Below are 17,263 nucleotides of genomic sequence, written 5' to 3' on the forward strand. Positions count from 1 at the left end.
CTTGAAGAGAAAAAGGCGAGTATTTAATGTTGTAGGAGATATATGTCGGACGAAGAACTGCCAAAAAATAATGACCCGATTGACGGTCAGATAGGAATAGAAGAGATGGCCTTGCCCCCTTTAGATGAGGACGAGACCGGCTTTATGGAGCCTATCAGCGGACAGATAGGGTTGGAGGAGCTAACATATGCCGAGTTTGTGGACGACAAGGATGAGCAGCGGCAGATTGAAGAGGGGGCTTTTGAACAGGAAATAGAACAGACGCAAGAAGAGGAAGAGCTGGTTGAGGATATGCTTGAACAGCAGCAGGATAGAACTGATAGGGCAGAGGCAGAAGAGGCCGCCCAACAGCAAGAGATTTTGGAAGAAGAGGAGCCTTTTGAGGAAGAGCCCGCAGCAGAGTACATAGAACAAGTTACGAGGCAAGATGCTGATATCAAAGAAGAAACTGCTGTGGAACAGGAAAATATAGAAGAAACAGAAGAGCCTGAGCAGATGGCTAAACTTGAAGATGAGACAAGGGAAGAAACGGCTGAGAAAGCGGATGAACCTGAAAAGGTTATAGAAAAAGAAAAAATAGTAAGAAAAACGCAAATAAGTATATCGAAAGCAGTGAATACAATAAAAATAAGCGCACAAAAGCAAGAAGCTATAAACAAACCTATAGAACAGGGGGTTAGTGAGTTGACAGAAAAAGACGAAATTGAGATGAATAACGCCGAAGAAGGGGACAAAGTTTCACAGATGGAAGAGCTTGTTGGGGCTGACGAAGAAACAGCCGCAAATAACGAAGAAGTTGAACATCAGAGCTTTGACTTTGCCGAGGATGAGCCAACCGAAATCGCTGAAAAGATAGTAAGTGATCAGTCCGGCGAGGATGTGGTTGACGGTATGCTTTATCGAAGTCTAGACCAGGTTTTGCATGACTCTATGATACCATATTCGGAGCATGTTATACTTGATAGGGCCCTGCCCCGAGTTGAGGACGGACTTAAGCCCGTACAGAGACGCATACTTTATTCGATGCTGGAGCTTGGCGTCACCCCTGATAAGGCTTTTAGAAAATCTGCTCGTATAGTGGGGGACTGTATGGGTAAGTATCACCCTCACGGAGACTCTTCGGTTTATGATGCGATGGTGCGTATGGCTCAGCCTTATAATACCAATGGGCTTTTGATTGAAGGGCACGGAAATTTTGGAAGCATTGACGGTGACAGTGCTGCCGCCATGCGTTATACCGAAGCGCGTATGGCACCTCTTGCCATGGAACTTTTGCGTGACCTTGAAAAAGATACGGTAAAGTGGAATTTTAACTTTGACGATACTCTAAAAGAGCCGGATGTTTTGCCCGGAAGATTTCCTAATATATTGGTGAACGGCACTACGGGTATTGCGGTAGGGCTTGCAACAAACATACCTCCGCACAATTTGGCCGAAGTTATTGACGGTGTTTGTGCTTATATTGACCATCCTAAAATTACACTTAAAGAAATGATGAAAATCATAAAAGCGCCCGATTTTCCGACAGGCGGATATATTTTAAGCAACTCCGAAATTGAACAGGCTTATGCTACAGGAAGAGGCAGAATTATAATGCGGGCTAAAATTCATATTGAAACCGATGGCGCCGACAAGCGTAATATTGTAATAACTGAAATTCCTTATCAGACCAATAAGGCAGCAATCCTTCAAAAAATTGCAGTCTTGCGTGAGGACGGCAAAAATGTGCTGAGCGGCGTTGCTGACATAAGGGATGAATCGGACCGCAAGGGTATCAGAGCTGTGGTAAAAGTCAAAAAAGATGCCGATATCAAAGCGATTTGCGACTTTTTGTTTAAATACACCAACCTGCAAACCACCTTTGGCGTGAACATGGTGGCCATTGCCGGCGGGAAACCTAAGCAGATGAGCTTGCTTGAAATTTTGGAATATTACGTGGACTATCAGCGTGAGGTGGTGCTGAGGCGCAGCAAGTATGAGCTTGAAGAAGCCAAAGAGCGCGAGCATATTTTAAGCGGACTCTTGATTGCAATACGTAACATTGATGCTGTAATAAAGATTATAAAGACCTCGCCAAACACCACAACTGCAAGGCAGCGCCTCAGAGAAAAGTTTAATCTGAGTGAGCGTCAGGCTCAGGCGATTTTGGATATGAGGCTTGCTCGTCTTACCAGTCTTGAAGTATTTAAGCTTGAAGAAGAGATAAAGCAGCTTCAGGAGCTTATAAAAAAGCTTACGGCTATTGTGAATTCAAAGAAACTACAGTTCGATTTGGTAAAATCCGAAATGCTTGCAATAAAGAAGCAATATAAAAAAGAACGTCAGACGGTTGTCATGAAAAACGCCGAGGTGGCTATCCCCAGCGACCAGGACAAAAAAGCTACACAAGAGGTATATATTGCGGTAAACGCCATGGGCAACATAAAAATTATCAACCGAAAATTCTTTTTGACGTCAATCAGGGAGTTTAGAGAAACCTCAACGCTTGCTGAGGCGCACAATATTCTGGTGCCTTCTGACACCGACAAGTTTGCACTTGTGTTCACAAACCTTGGTAACTGTTATAAAATTCCTGTGCGCTCCATTCCTGAGAGCAGGTTTAAAGACAAGGGCACTCCGCCCAGCAAAGTGATTAAGGATATGAGCGAAAACGAGCGCGTTATATATATTTTAAGCACCGATGAAGAAACTTTGCCTAAGGGGAACTTGCTGTTTTTCACCAAGAGCGGGATGGTAAAACGCACTGATATAAAGGAATACGGACTGCTTAAATCGTCATTTGCTGCAGCAAAATTAAAAGATGATGATGAGATTATCGGTATGGATGTAGAGCGCGACGGAACTACACTGCTGTTTGTGACAAAAGATGGAATGGTGCTTAACGCAGGCAGAGATGATGTGCCGCTGCAGGGCCGAATTTCGGGTGGAGTCAAAGGTATAAATCTGGGAAGCGGCGACTACTGCGTATTTGCCGGGCAAACCTCTGACGAAGGTGAGGTTGTTATGCTTACCGACAAAGCATATGCCAAGCGGGTAGTGGTCAGCAGTATTGATGTCATGGCAAGATACCGCAAGGGTCTGAGGCTCATGCCTTTTGGTCCCAACGGCAGCAAGCTTGTGTTTGCTGACACCGTAACTGCGCCATATTATATTGTAGGTGAAGCTGAAAGCACACTTTATGGCAGAAACACTGACCTTGTTGTAATAGAAAGCCGCACGGGCAAGGGTAAGATTATTGAAAAAGGCGCCGGTGAAATTATAAATGGACATAAATATCTGATAGAGTAATGCATAATTAAAATCAGGAGGTTTTAAATGAAAGCAAAAACTATTATATTACCAGAAAGCAATTGTTTCCTCAGATTCAAGAAATGACTAAAGACAACTCTTTCTGAAAAGAAAATAGTATTAAAGCGAATAGACGTAAAGAAGCAAGGTGATATTGCTTCTTTTTGTTTTTTTCAAAACTAAAAGACTTTAGTTGGTAAACTGATTTGAAAAAGTCAGATTATTTTTTTATCATAGAAATAGCTGTAAAAACATATTTATATACAAAAGCTTAAAACAACATAACTAGTTATTAAACTCAAAATTTCGACAAGATACTACCATGGCTCCATTTTGTAAAAACCTTTAAAAAATATATCATAATAGCGAGGATAAAATGCATTTTCATGTTTTAAAATCAAATAACCTCAAACTTATTGCTGTGATGATTGTGGTCATAGCTCTTCTTAGCGTAAACTTTGGCGGCAAGACGCTGGCTTCGGCCTATTTTGGGCAAGAACGGAAAATTCCGGTTTATTCGGTGCAGACGGACGAAAAAAAGATAGCCATAAGCTTTGACGCAGCATGGGGTGCCGACAAAACCGAGAAGATTATGGATATACTTGACCGCCACAATGTTACGGCAACCTTCTTTTTGGTGGGCTTTTGGGTAGATAAGTATCCCGAAATGGTTGAGCTTATTGACGCAAGAGGCTTTGAGATTGGCACACATAGCAACACTCATCCGGATTTGGTAAAGCTTGACTCCAACCAAATTTTTCTTGAACTTAAAACTTCGATGGAGAAAATAACTGCTCGCACCAACAAGCCTGTAAAGCTTTTTAGGGCACCGTTTGGAAGTTATAGCAATCAAGTTTTGACCGAAGCCGAAAAGTTGGGGCTTATTACAATTCAGTGGGATGTAGATTCTCTCGATTGGCAGGGGATTGATGGAAACAGAATTACTTCAAATATAATTACCAAAGTAAAAAACGGCTCAATAATTCTGTGTCACAACAATTCTGACCACATACTTGAAGCTCTTGACGGTGTGATAGGAGCTTTGAAAGGGCGCGGGTATCAGTTTGTAAGCATAGGTGAACTGATTTATACACAAAATTATAGCATCAATTCTCAGGGAGTACAAATACAAAATTAACAAAAAACATAGGAGGTTTTTATGTACGAGCTAATGGAAAACAATAAAGTATTTTTGATGGGTAAAGTGGTGAGTGAGCCCAAATTCAGCCACGATGTTTATGGTGAAGGGTTTTATGAGCTTAATCTGGAAGTCCCGAGGCTGAGTGACCACAGTGATATAATCCCGATAACTGTGTCTGAGCGGTTGCTTGAAAATCAGTTTAAGCTGGGGAGTATGGTGGGAGTACGTGGACAGTTTAGGAGTTATAACAAAGTTGCTGACGACAAAAGCAAACTGATGCTTACTGTTTTTGTAAGAGAACTTGCAGAGTATGATGACAGTATCAATCCAAACATTATAGAACTAAGCGGATATCTGTGTAAAGCGCCTATATATCGCACAACACCTTTTAAACGGGAGATTTGTGATATGCTTCTTGCTGTTAACCGTGCCTATAACAAGTCGGACTATCTGCCTTGCATTGCATGGGGAAGAAATGCCAGATTTGCAAAGGCCATTGAAGTTGGAAGCCGAGTGTTTCTGGTGGGCAGAATTCAGAGCCGTGAATATCAAAAACGCCTAAATGATGATATGATGCTCACAAAAACCGCCTACGAAATATCAGTCAATAAGCTGTCAGTTGACGGAGGAGCGCAAAAACTTAGTGACACTTTTGATGGCTTTGATATAAAAACCGAGGCTAGCGGAAGTTGAAAATAATAAATTACAACATAAAACCTCTCACATGAGAGGTTTTATCATTTATTTCCGCCTTCTTTTTTTAGATGCGGTATATTATTACTGAATAACCCTGCAGACTGTAAATACACCTTTTATTTATTATTCTTTTTAGAGACTGCTATTAAAACTACAGCTAGTATGGCTGCTGCAATGGCGAGAATGATTGCAATGATGATTTCGGTTTTGATACCGTCCATCTCTATGTATTTGGTTTTGATATATCCCTGTGCCACATTATCGGTTTGGTCAAGGTATTCAATCAGGGTATATTCCTGATTTCGGTCAATGTTACCCACAACTTTTATGCGCGTGCCGTGCTGCAGAGAATATATTACTGTGCCTCCCGCCGCATCATATATTGCCGCTATGGCACTGCCGTCGGTTATGTTGACTGCGGCGTTTGAGCGGATGAATTCGGCAGTTGCATCCTTGTTATATGAGGTCAAAACCAAGGTGTTTACATAATAATATTTATGGTCGATAGTTTCAATTTCATAAAAAGATGCATTTAAAAAATCTTTGTAATCTTCAAGCAGACGCACAGCCTTAATTTTTGTGTTTGACGGAATATCGCCAAGCATCAGCGGTGAAATAATTGTTTCTCTTGTTTTTAGACTGCTTGGAAATTTGTATCTTTTTGCATTTATAAAAGTTATCATATTGGGGTTTGAAATTGTCTGCGTAGCTGCTGCGGTGAGATTGTTTTTGTGAATATAAGTGGTGAAGTTATAATTTTCTTGATTTGTGACAAGACAATACTTGAAATTGTTTTCTTCACCCAGCACAAAAACGAAGTCGTTTGTGTCAAAGTTCTGTTCAGGTGAAATTGCATAAGGATAGGCATAGCTTGTGGCAGTGTTTTTCAGCTTCATAATTTCTATGGGGCTATCCAGCATAACCTGCTGAGTATAGTCGGGCTTTTCAAAATTCCGAAGGTTGTCAACGATATCACTCAGGTCTATTGTGGCAATATTGCTGGCCATAAGAAAGTATCCGTCTGCCGTAACCTTGTCAAATGTAAAGCCATGCATTTGAATATTGTTGTCTATTTTATCGTTTGGAATTGTCGCATTACTTGAGCCTATATCAAAAACTTCAGGTAAGTTGTAGTTTGGGGCGGAAAGTTTGGTGAGAGTGTGAGTATAAGTGCCGCCGTACTCATAGAAGTATAAATTATCTTTATAATCGGTGTTTATGTCATCGAAAGGTATGTTGATGTCTATTTTATCTACAACTTCGCCTAGTGTTGTATCAATTGTTATTACCGTAGTATCTGTCACCACAATCAGATTGTTTGTGTCACTTGATGGAAATAGCCTGCTGTTTGATTGAATTAGTGGGACAGCACTAAGCAACGTTGTGTCTATATTTACCATTTCAAAACCAGCTAAGGTTTTCTTTATCAGTGCTCCATAGTCTGTCGCATTTTTGTTCCATGACATTGCGGCATAAATATTGCCGAAGCTGTCCACAGTCATATCGCTTATTGTCTTAAGGTTGTTATTGTCAATTTCAGTGCTGTTAAAATATTGGTTAAGGTTGTTCACTTCAGTGAAGCTTGTTGAGGTTGGGCTAGGTTTTATAACATTTCCCGCCATATCAAATTGTTTTATGTGATGAGGTCCTGCTGTTGTGTTGGTATAGTTGTAATATACATAAATGCTGTTGCTGTCGGTTAATGAGATAAGGGGATTAACAAGTCCATTATCAGCTGCTCCAAATACGCCTATATTATAAGCGCAATCAGATTGCTCAAGTTTGGTTTTGTCAATGATTTGAATTTGATTTGGTGTGGTTATATCGGTGCTTCCTCCATCAGTTACTACCAGAGTATCTCCATATATAGTTATGCGTTTTGCCGATGTAAATTCGCCCGCGGCAAAATTGCCCCCATAAGCCAAAGCAGTCAAACTTGGCGTGCTTTGAGAAGTAAATAGCAGGGCAGATATTAAAAATATGAAGAGTGTTTTGACAAATTTCATAATTATCTCCGTTAAAACTTGCTTAACACTCAAATTATATCACAAAAGACATTAAAAGTAAACTGCTGAAGATAAAGCCCTTAACAAAAACAATATGAAACATATGTTTTAATCATTGGCGGAAAATGTCGAATTTTGCGCATAAATAAGGCACCCGATAAAGATATTTACAAAATTATTCAAAAATATGTCACTAAAAATTGACTTTTGAAATATTTGTCATATATAATGACGAGGACAACACGACAAGTAAAGAATAAAAAACAAAGAGGAGGGAAATATGAATTATAGAGTATGGTGCAGAACAATGTTGACAGTGTATAAGTTTCTTGGAGTAATCACGGCCTCACTTGACAAATGTATAAACCGTATGGCCTGTAGTGCTGCTGCAGAATCGGGAAATCAAGCCGAAAAAATAATTGGTTATACCGAAAATAAGATTGATTTAATAAACTTGAAAGTAATAATAGAACAAATTTTTCTTAAAATACCCAAAGAGCATTCCGAACTTCTGATGCTGCGCTATGTAGACAATATGCAGAATAAGGATATTGCCGAGCTTAAGAATTGGGGTATGCGTACGTATTTTAGAAAGCTGAGCCGGGCTTTGACTGCGTTTGAAAACGAAGTTGAAACGGTAGCCTGTGAGCATAAAGATATTTTTGACAAGCTACTTGGGCAAAAGTGGATTGAAATGGCCTTTGACGAGCATCTGAAGAAAGTTGACAGCATGGTGTGTGGAGACAGTAGCTCTCTTGAAAAACTTGTAAGGTGCCCTATATTTTAATTATAGTTCATGGTCATCATATAAATATTGCGGTTTTATTGTTTTGACCTCTTTGAATTTTTGTGTGTTGCGTGTTTTGTTTTTTGGAGTGATTTTCATATATAACAGATAAAATATTGCAAAAGAAGGCAGCAAAACCGCAACTATTACAACAAATTTTACGTTGCTTGTTTTGAGATATTCAATATATGAAAGCACCGGAGTTATAAATGGATTCGGCGCATTTTCAAATATTTCCGTGTTTGGCAGAATTTCGCTGAGCATATCACTTAGCCCGCCATATACATAGCCTGAGGAGTTTCCGAATTTGCAGAAGTACCACACATTTCCTCGCCCAATAATCGCTTCTTCACCGCTTATTCTGCCTATGTATTGCAGAATATTTTGATTTTGGGGCAGAGCGGCCACGGCATTTGAAGCGTAGAAAGGCGCGTCTTTGAGCATTGCTCCGTCACTGCTAAAAACTCTGAATGTGGCAGAAACATATGGGTGTAGCGGGATACCGCTTATTGGCTGTACCTCTAGTTTTTTGACGTATCCGATTTGTTCCATATATTGTGCACGATAAAAATAGTCGTTTGCATCGCTGAGCAGTTTTACAAAATAGGTGTTAGGTATTTCAAAATACATATTTATATAACTTTCGTTTAGTGTGGGTGTTTTATATAAATAAACTCCTGCAAATTTTATTCTTGCAAATTGTTCGCCGTCACCTGTTGCAAAAACAGTTTTGTTTTGCGGAGCCAACAAAAGTGCATGAGAATAAATAAGCACTATAATTAGTGTCACCGGCACAAAAAACAATAATGAAAAAAGTTTTTTCATAGTTTCCCTCATCTTCATTCTAAAACAAAATCTGAACATAAAAAACACAAAAATTGTAAAAAATTGAGGAGTTTTGATGAATGAAATTATTTACAGACTTAGGCAGATTTATAATGAAACCCGGCGCAGATTTGAAAACAATAAAATTTTTAGATATAACACGGGTGAAATTGTTCACAAAAAACAGCTGGAGTTTCATAAATCCCCTGCGCGCAACCGTTGGGTGTTTGGCGGCAACAGAAGCGGAAAGACCGAATGCGGCGCAGTTGAAGCAATTTTTTTGGCGCGGGGTATTCATCCGTATAGGAAAAATAAGCCCTCAGTCAGCGGTTGGGTGGTGTCGCTCTCAACGCAGGTTCAGAGGGATGTTGCGCAAAAGAAAATTCTTGAATATCTCAATCCCGATTGGATAGAAGATATTGCTATGTTAAGCGGAAAAAAGGATAACCCTGAAGGAGGTGTAATAGATTATATAACCATAAAAAATATTTTTGGGAGTGTCAGCCGCATAGGGTTTAAGAGCTGTGATCAGGGCAGGGAAAAGTTTCAGGGGATGAGCCTTGACTTTGTGTGGTTTGATGAAGAGCCGCCTCAGGATGTTTATGTTGAATGCCGCATGCGTGTTATGGATAAATGTGGCGATATTTTTGCCACCATGACGCCGCTTAAGGGGCTGACATTTGTATATAACGAAATTTATATGAACACTCATGACCCCGAAATTTGGTGCATGTTTATGGAGTGGAATGATAATCCATACCTCGATAAAAACGAAATAATGCTGATGGAAAATGCACTCGGCGCTGATGAACTTGACACACGAAGAAGCGGCAAATTTAGCACCGCTCTTGGTCTCGTGTATAATGACTTTTCGCCCCTTGTGCACGTTGTGGAGCCTTTTGCGGTTCCACACGAGTGGTATGATAATATTTCTATCGACCCGGGGCTTAAAAATCCTCTGTCTTGTCACTTTTATGCAGTGGATTTTGATGATAATATTTATGTGATATATGAGCATTATGAGGCAGGCCGTGATGTAGCCTTTCATGCCGAAAAGATAAAACAAATTGCCGACAAACTGAATTGGCCGCGTCTTAGTAACGGCAGTCTTTCTGCGCTTATTGACAGTGCAGCAAATCAGCGTACTCTTGCTTCAACCAAAAGTGTGGTGGAGTTATTTTTAGAATACGGCATAACCGTCAATCCGAATGTCAACAAGGATTTGTTTAGCGGCATCAATCGTGTAAAGAGTTATCTTAAAACCGAAAATGGACCTAGACTTTTTATATTTAATAATTGTGTAAATCTAATAAGGGAATTTAAGGGCTATTTTTGGGGGTTGGGCGACAGTCCTGTTAAAAAGGATGACCATGCGCTTGATGAGCTTAGATATTATATAATGTCGCGACCTGAAAACAGAAAACAAAATATGAAAACCATGGTGCAAAAACATAAGGAGCAGTTGTATAGGAAAATAAAACGACAAAAATTGTGAGGCCATATGAAAGAAGAAGAATATGAGCAACTTAACATGGGTTTTGAAAAATTAGAGTCGCAAACAGAAGTTGTGATGACGGCAAATAGGCTTGATTTAAAGGAGGCATTGCTTAAGCGTGCGGTTGGGTATGTAAGTGAAGAGCAGGTGGATGAGTATGCCTTAGATGCTCTTGGCGGCAAACTTAAGCTCATTAAGCGTAAAGTTATTCATAAGGAAGTGCCTCCTGATGTGATGGCGGCAAAGGTTTTGATGGATGTGTATAACATAGATGCAATCAGGCGGATGAGTGACGAGGAGCTTGAACAGGAAAAAAATAGACTGCTTATACTTTTAAAACAGGAAGAGGAGATTAAAGGAGGGGAAAATGTTGATAGAGAATAATGTTAAGATAGTACGCTGCATGGGCAAGGAGTGCAATAAAATCGCTGCATATAAAATAACACTGAATAAGAAAAACATTTGTGTGTGCAAAAGCTGCTTAAATAATTTATATGACCGCATCGGAAAAGTGCTTATACCCAAAAGCCCATGCAACTTTTTAAATGATGAAAAAATGAAAAAAGCTGATTTTGACCATCCGCATACCTCCAAAAACGTTTAGTTGTAATTATATAACAAAAAGGAGAAGATAAAAAATGCAAGAGAGAATTAAGAAACATGAAGAAGAAGTCATCAAAAAGTTAGTAGAGGATATCTATACTGACTTCAAAAAAAGAAGGACTGAGCGCAAGCCTTTTGAGGCTCAGTGGCAGCTTAACAACAATTTTGTTATGGGTAATCAATACTGCTCAATTGTGGCAGGCCATGAAGTGGAGGATTATTCAAAACAATACTTTTGGCAGGAGCGTGAAGTTTTTAATCACATAGCACCTTTGATTGAAGCAAGACTTTCAAAGCTTGCTCGCATTAAACCTGCGCTCACAGTGCTTCCTGCAAGTGCTGAGGAAGGGGACATTAAAGTGGCCAAGCTTAGCCGTGATATAATAAATGCCACAAGTGAACGTATAAATATCTACGGCAAAATTCTTGATGCCACCAAATGGAGCGAAATTTGCGGCACAAGTTTTTATAAAATTATTTGGAACGCCGGTGCCGGAAAGAGTATAGCAACAGATGAAGCAAGAATTCCCATTCATGAAGGCGACGTTGAGGTTGCGGTAATTCCGCCATATGAAATCTTTCCTGAATCGTCATGCAGCGGCAGCATTGAGGAGTGCAGCAGTATAATTCACGCCAAGGCCTATAATGTTCAGGCAATAAAAAACATTTGGGGCGTTGACATTGAAGGAGGTTCGGTTGATGTCTTTGCTCTTGACAAGGTTCAGGTTTTGGGAGGCCTTGGTTATAGGGCCGCTGCAAGCGGTGTCATAAACAGTGTAAAGAATGACCATGCTATAGTTCTTGAAAAATATGAAGCGCCTACAGTAAAGTATCCAAACGGCAGGCTGATTATCGTATGTGAGGACAAGCTTCTTTATATGGGAGAGCTGCCTTATATAAATGCTACTGAACACAAAAGAGGATATCCTTTTATTCGTCAGGTTTCGGTGGGTCTTGCCGGTTGTTTTTGGGGAAGTAGCGTAATTGAGCGTACGATACCGGTTCAGCGGGCATATAACGCCGTAAAAAATCGCAAGCATGAATTTTTAAACAGGCTTTCTATGGGCGTGCTTATGGTTGAGGATGGCAGTGTAGATATAGAAAATCTTGAAGAAGAGGGGCTTAGTCCCGGTAAGGTATTGATATACAGGCAAGGCAGCACGCCGCCAAGCATTATGAGCGACAGAAGTCTTCCTATAGATTTTTCGGCCGAGGAAGAGCGGTTGATAGATGAGTTTACTGAAATCAGTGGTATAAGCTATTATACCCGTAACACCAACAGTTTGTTTAGCGGAAACATTAGCGGTGTAACGCTGCAATTACTTTTGGAGCAGGACGACGCAAGACTTAATGCCACCGTTGACAGCATAAAGGATGCTGTCAAAGATATTGCCAAGCAAATTCTCAGACTTTATAAGCAATATGCCAACACGCCGAGGCTTCTGCGACTCAATAATGACCGCGGAGAGGTTGAGGTTTTTTATTGGAGCCGAAGCGATATTAATAGTGAGGATGTTGTAATAGACAACAGCAGCGTAGCTTTCCAGACCCTCGCTCAGCGTCAGAGCAGAATTCTTGAACTGCTGCAGACGGGCTTGCTTAAGGATGATGAAGGAAAAATGTCTCCGTTTATGCGTGCAAAGGCTCTGGATATTTTGGGCCTTGGTGTTTGGGAAAACGGAGTTGATTTGAGCGCACTTCATATGAGACATGCCGAAAAAGAAAATCTTCTGTTTTTGACAAATCCCAGAGTGGTTGACATAAGCGAGATTGACGACCATCAAATTCATATAGATAAGCATATTGCCTTTTCACTCAGCCGTGAATTTGAACAAAAGCTTGCCCAAAACCCCAACCTTAAGGATAAGCTCATAGCACATATAAATTTACATAAAGAGTATTTAAAAGAGGGGACAAAAAAGTAATAGATGCGTCCGGTATATATATGGAAGCAGGTAATCACTCGTTAGGGCTTTGAAACGCATTGTGCAGTTGCACAGATATTGTGCACAAAACGTGAATTTGAATGTTTGAATATAATAAAAATCAACAAATAGCATATCAAAAAATTAGAAGGAGTAAAAAATGGAAGAAGAACAAATTATGGAACAACCTGAGGCACGCAGTCATAGTGCAGCGGCACAAAGTGAAGATGTTGGACAGGATGCCGGCGGCTCCATAGGAAAATTTAAGGATAGTGCAGCACTTTTTGATGCTTACAACAATCTGCAGAGTGAGTTTACCAAAAAGTGTCAGACACTAGCCGACCTCAAAAAGAAGAGTGAAGAAAGCTTGCAGACCGATACATTAAATCAAAAGTTGCAAGACTTTTTACAGACTCATCCTGAGGCGGATGATTTCAAGGATATGATTTTGCAGCAATTTTCAGATGACAAATCAGAAGAAAATTCTAATCCGTTTGAAATTGCGTGGAGTAAAATCGCTATGCAAAACTTTAAACTTCCTCAAAATTTAGTCAAAGATACAGGTTTTTTAGAGCAATTTATCTTTAACAACAACGAAATCAAGGATAAAATTCTGAATGATTATTTTAGTCAGTTGAATTTTGCCTCTTCGCCTACGCTCATTAGCAGTCACGCGGGCTCTGCTCCGAGTGTTACGCCAAGGGCGTCTGCCAAAAATATTGTTGAAGCGGGCAAAATGGCAAAGGCAATTTTTGACGGTAAATAAACATAAGACAAAAGGAGAAAAATATGGTAACGATAACTAGTGCACAAAATGCATTAAAAACAGTTTATTTGGATGTTGTGTCAAATCAGCTGAATGTTGGGGCAAACCCTCTTCTTGCAAAGATTAAACATACTTCCAGTGACATTTTGGGCAAAGAAATCAGAAAAATGACCACAGTCGGCCTTAACGGCGGAATTGGCGCCGGAAGTGAAGATGGGGCACTGCCTGCCTCTGCCGGCAATAACTATGTTCAATTTGTAACAACATTAAAGAATCTTTACGGCACCATTGAAATCAGCGACAAGGCGCTCAGGGCTTCGGCAAATGATGCCAGTGCTTTTGTAAACCTGCTTAATGATGAAATGGAAGGCCTGATTAAGGCAAGCACTTTCAACATTTCGCGTATGCTTTATGGTGACGGAACGGGCAAGCTTGCTGCGCTGACCGCATATAACAACACTACTAAAGCTTTGACTTTAGATAGTATTAAGAATGTTATGGAGGGTATGGTAGTTGACATTTATAACAATGACACTTTGGTTCAGGGCGGACTTAGAATTGCTAGCGTTCTGAGAGGCACTAAGCAGATTGTTTTGTCTCCGACTCCGACTACGGCTCCGGTTGCAGGCTACCATTTGTACGTTCAGAAGTCAAAAGGACAGGAATTAACCGGTCTTGGCACTTTGTTTAGAGAAATCGGGTCTATTTATGGCATAGACAAAGTTACGGCATATTGGATGACCCCATATGTTGCAAACTCTGTGGGTGAAATAAGTGACAATAAGATTCAGACTGCGATTGACTATCTTGAAGAAATCAGTGGCGGCCAGGTTGACTTTATAACCTGTTCATCAACAGTAAAAAGAGCATACCAGCAGTATTTATCTTTCTATAAGAGAAATTTTGATATTGTAGAGCTTGCAGGCGGTGTTAAAGCGCTTTCATTTGCGGGTATCCCTGTTGTGTCTGACCGTTTTGCACCGGATGACAGCATGTATTTGCTTGACACAAAAGAATTTGCTATGCACCAGCTGGGCGATTGGAATTGGCTTGAAGATGACAGCGGAAAGATTATCCGACAGGTTCCGGGTTTTGCCACATACAGTGCAACTTTGGTGAAGTATGCAGACCTTATCTGCAACAGACCTAATGCACAGGCAAAGCTTGCCGGAATTTCGGCTAGTGTCACCAACCCGTTTGCATAAATTTAAGCAAAATTTAGGAGAAAGGTATGTATATAAGGGTCATAAATGATATTTTTGATATATCACACAGGATAAAAGATATAGACGACGGTTATTTTGTGCTCTATAACACCGCCGCAAGAATATTTGAAGTGCACAACAGCAAGCAAAAAGATACTTTTTGTATAAGCTGCCAGTACCTTGATGCGAGGGTGCTAAATAAGCTGCACAAAACCAAAACCGTGAATCTTAACAAGATTTTGGGTGAAATTGAAGAAAATAATCAAAAAATCGCTAAAAAATCATATAGAAACAGCATGGATGCAGCAAAAGAGAAATTTGATGAAATTATGCAGTATTTGGACAGCGGCAAAAACTATGACCCAAAATATACATAATCAAATGGAGGTGATGATATGCTGGTTTCAAATGTTTTAAAAACAGCATCACTTATGCTGGGGCTGGAAGAAGAATTTGCGCCGATTTTTGTCTCAAGCGCGGTAAGTGCTGAAACTCAGAAGAAATTTAATAAACTGCTTGACAGTTTCAATCTGTGTCTTAGCGAAATTAGTACTGATTATATTCCGCTTCTTACTTCTCAAACTTTGACGCCGGTTGGCGGAAAGCTGTATTCAAACAGCACTGATATGAAGCGGATATATGAAATTCGCACAAAAAGCGGCAAAAAATTAAAATACAAGCTGTTTGAAGGGTTTGTTTCTATAGATTTTGCAGGTCCTGTTGAAGTCACGAGCTTTGTTGCCCCGCAGATATTAACGCTTAATAGTACATTCAGCAGCTTTGGTGGCAAAGTCAGCGAAAAATGTCTTGCTATGGGAACATCGGCAGAGTATTGCTTTTTAGCTGCGCTGTATAATGACGCTGAAATTTGGGACAATCGCTTTAGGCAGGCGCTGAACCGCGCGTGCTCAAAAAAGGATAGCTTAATTTTGCCTGAAAGAAGGTGGCTGTAATGTTTTATGAGAAGAAATTTTTGGGTAAGTCGATGAAATATCAAAAAATATGCTTTAATTTTGCCGGGAACTCAAATAAACTGCCTTTAAAAACACAGGGATATAATTTTATGATGGGCGATGGATTGTGTTCGGGGCTGGGACTGCATGAAATTGCCATTCCTGATGCTATCCCAATTACTTTTCCGGCTAACACAACAGTCATAAAAGCATGGAGTTATAAGTTTTTTAGTTATCTGGCTCAAGAAGAGCTGCACCTTCTTATATGTTATTGCAGTAACAATAAGCTTTATCGCATCAGCCTCAGCTCGTTAGACTTGTATGCTTTGGATTTAACAAACATTCAGCTGAGCAGTACTCCTGAAATGCTGGCTTATAGGATAGGCGGATTTGACAGAGCGATATTTTATAGTAAAGACGATATATTGTTCTGGACTTCAGCCGCTCCGCCGTATATTCCGTCAGTTGATTATAAAATAAAGTCGGCCGCAGTTTTTGGGAATAAAATTCTTGCAGCCCTATGGGAAGATGAATATAAGCTGCACTATTGCGACATTATGAGTGAGCCCGACTTTATTATAACCACTGCCCCTGATGAGGATGCAGGAGAGATTGGTATAAGAAAGGAGTTTGGACCTATAACGCGGTTGCTAAACTTTTTTGACTGCCTTGTGGTTATTACTGAATTTGGTGTGCTGAGGCTGGACTTAAACGAAAACGGTAAGTTTGTTTTAACGGAATGCTTTTTAAGTGATGCCAAAATTTATGCCGATACGGCAGCTGTCTGTGGCAGCAAAATTTTTATGCTGACCACTCTTGGGATATATATATTTGACGGACGCAGGGCAAAAAAGAGTGATGTGTTGGAGGTTCCTTCTTATGAAAGCCTTGGTCAGCCGGTTGCAGCTTTCTTTGATGGAAAATATTATCTAGCTCTCAAAGTGCATTTTGACAGCAATATTGTAGGTGATGAGGCGATATTGGGCTTTGTAAATAACGCACTTATCGTAATTAATGCTGACACCATGCACAAAGACACTATGCGCGGTTTTGATATATGTTCGTTTGCCACCGTTGTAGAAGATAGGTTTGCTAAGTTATTTGTCGGCACCAGAGGAAGCAGAAGTGATATCATGGGCGAATTTTGCGCCGATGGCACAAACTTTGGCATGCCTCTTAAAAAAGCATTTAAACTTTTGAGGTTTGGTGCTGATAGTGCCGAGAAAAAAACTATAAGAAGTATATGCATAAGAGGAACGCTTGACTGTATTCTTACTGTTAAGGATGAAGCGGACAAGCGAAATTTTTGTGTGGTAGGCGGCAGGATAAATAGGTTTATGGTGAACATGGTATCCGAGACCTTTGATATTGAGTTGACGGCTCAGACAAGCGGCAAAATTGATATATTAGAGATTGAATTTGCAAATATTTAGCATTTTTAACTATCAAAACACCATCAGAAACGGAAATATAATGCTCATTTTTTAAAATTTACAAGAAGCGGGCGTTTGGCGCCCTGTTTCTTTTTCCTCTTATCCTATGATTTTTGAAATTTAAGGAAGTGCAAAAGCAC

Annotated in this window: 15 protein-coding genes; 13 read left to right on the plus strand and 2 right to left on the minus strand. The window is 40.1% G+C overall.

Annotated elements, in window-relative coordinates; translation table 11 throughout:
• Nucleotides 1-42 precede the first annotated feature (42 nt).
• The 3 genes from LBN07_02400 (at nt 43) to LBN07_02410 (ending at nt 5,122) form a co-directional block, all read left to right on the plus strand.
• Nucleotides 43-3,288 carry a DNA topoisomerase 4 subunit A gene (locus LBN07_02400; protein MDR0850317.1) on the plus strand — a complete coding sequence of 1,082 codons (3,246 nt, stop codon included), beginning with the start codon at nt 43-45 and terminating at the stop codon, nt 3,286-3,288.
• A 376-nt stretch (nt 3,289-3,664) separates the two neighbouring features.
• Complete coding sequence (locus LBN07_02405) at nt 3,665-4,426, plus strand: polysaccharide deacetylase family protein (GenBank protein MDR0850318.1); 762 nt, start codon at nt 3,665-3,667, stop codon at nt 4,424-4,426.
• A 21-nt stretch (nt 4,427-4,447) separates the two neighbouring features.
• Entirely contained in the window at nt 4,448-5,122 is a 675-nt protein-coding gene (locus tag LBN07_02410; GenBank protein ID MDR0850319.1) for a single-stranded DNA-binding protein, read from the plus strand.
• 119 nt (nt 5,123-5,241) lie between these two features.
• On the opposite strand, the gene LBN07_02415 is transcribed toward LBN07_02410, so the two are convergent.
• Complete coding sequence (locus LBN07_02415) at nt 5,242-7,131, minus strand: hypothetical protein (protein MDR0850320.1); 1,890 nt, start codon at nt 7,129-7,131, stop codon at nt 5,242-5,244.
• A 280-nt stretch (nt 7,132-7,411) separates the two neighbouring features.
• Here LBN07_02415 and LBN07_02420 point away from each other — a divergent pair, with 280 nt between their 5' ends.
• Complete coding sequence (locus LBN07_02420) at nt 7,412-7,918, plus strand: sigma-70 region 4 domain-containing protein (protein ID MDR0850321.1); 507 nt, start codon at nt 7,412-7,414, stop codon at nt 7,916-7,918.
• Here LBN07_02420 and LBN07_02425 read toward each other — a convergent pair whose 3' ends face one another.
• Nucleotides 7,919-8,743: a hypothetical protein gene (locus tag LBN07_02425; protein ID MDR0850322.1), complete on the minus strand. Its 825-nt coding sequence runs from the start codon at nt 8,741-8,743 to the stop codon at nt 7,919-7,921.
• 76 nt (nt 8,744-8,819) lie between these two features.
• Here LBN07_02425 and LBN07_02430 point away from each other — a divergent pair, with 76 nt between their 5' ends.
• From LBN07_02430 to LBN07_02470, 9 genes are all read left to right on the plus strand, one after another.
• A complete protein-coding gene (locus LBN07_02430; GenBank protein ID MDR0850323.1) occupies nt 8,820-10,238 on the plus strand; it encodes a terminase family protein in 1,419 nt (472 codons plus the stop codon).
• Nucleotides 10,239-10,244: 6 nt separating this feature from the next.
• On the plus strand, nt 10,245-10,622 hold the full coding sequence (locus LBN07_02435) for a hypothetical protein (GenBank protein ID MDR0850324.1): 378 nt from the start codon (nt 10,245-10,247) through the stop codon (nt 10,620-10,622).
• Entirely contained in the window at nt 10,606-10,842 is a 237-nt protein-coding gene (locus LBN07_02440; GenBank protein MDR0850325.1) for a hypothetical protein, read from the plus strand. Before LBN07_02435 ends, LBN07_02440 begins: the two co-directional genes overlap by 17 nt.
• 34 nt (nt 10,843-10,876) lie before the next feature.
• The gene (locus tag LBN07_02445) at nt 10,877-12,766 is read left to right on the plus strand and encodes a hypothetical protein (GenBank protein ID MDR0850326.1); all 1,890 of its coding nucleotides are present in this window, start codon (nt 10,877-10,879) and stop codon (nt 12,764-12,766) included.
• Between the two features lie 160 nt (nt 12,767-12,926).
• The gene (locus tag LBN07_02450) at nt 12,927-13,532 is read left to right on the plus strand and encodes a hypothetical protein (GenBank protein ID MDR0850327.1); all 606 of its coding nucleotides are present in this window, start codon (nt 12,927-12,929) and stop codon (nt 13,530-13,532) included.
• Nucleotides 13,533-13,555: 23 nt separating this feature from the next.
• Nucleotides 13,556-14,737 (plus strand): phage major capsid protein, encoded by a 1,182-nt coding sequence (locus LBN07_02455; GenBank protein MDR0850328.1) that lies wholly within the window; start codon nt 13,556-13,558, stop codon nt 14,735-14,737.
• A gap of 26 nt (nt 14,738-14,763) precedes the next feature.
• Nucleotides 14,764-15,114, plus strand: a complete 351-nt coding sequence (locus tag LBN07_02460; GenBank protein MDR0850329.1) for a hypothetical protein — start codon at nt 14,764-14,766, stop codon at nt 15,112-15,114.
• A gap of 18 nt (nt 15,115-15,132) precedes the next feature.
• The gene (locus LBN07_02465; GenBank protein ID MDR0850330.1) at nt 15,133-15,690 is read left to right on the plus strand and encodes a hypothetical protein; all 558 of its coding nucleotides are present in this window, start codon (nt 15,133-15,135) and stop codon (nt 15,688-15,690) included.
• A complete protein-coding gene (locus tag LBN07_02470; protein ID MDR0850331.1) occupies nt 15,690-17,123 on the plus strand; it encodes a hypothetical protein in 1,434 nt (477 codons plus the stop codon). Before LBN07_02465 ends, LBN07_02470 begins: the two co-directional genes overlap by 1 nt.
• Nucleotides 17,124-17,263 lie beyond the last annotated feature (140 nt).

It is taken from the genome of Christensenellaceae bacterium (assembly GCA_031260975.1).
Taxonomy (GTDB): Bacteria; Bacillota; Clostridia; order Christensenellales; family UBA1242; genus JAISKJ01.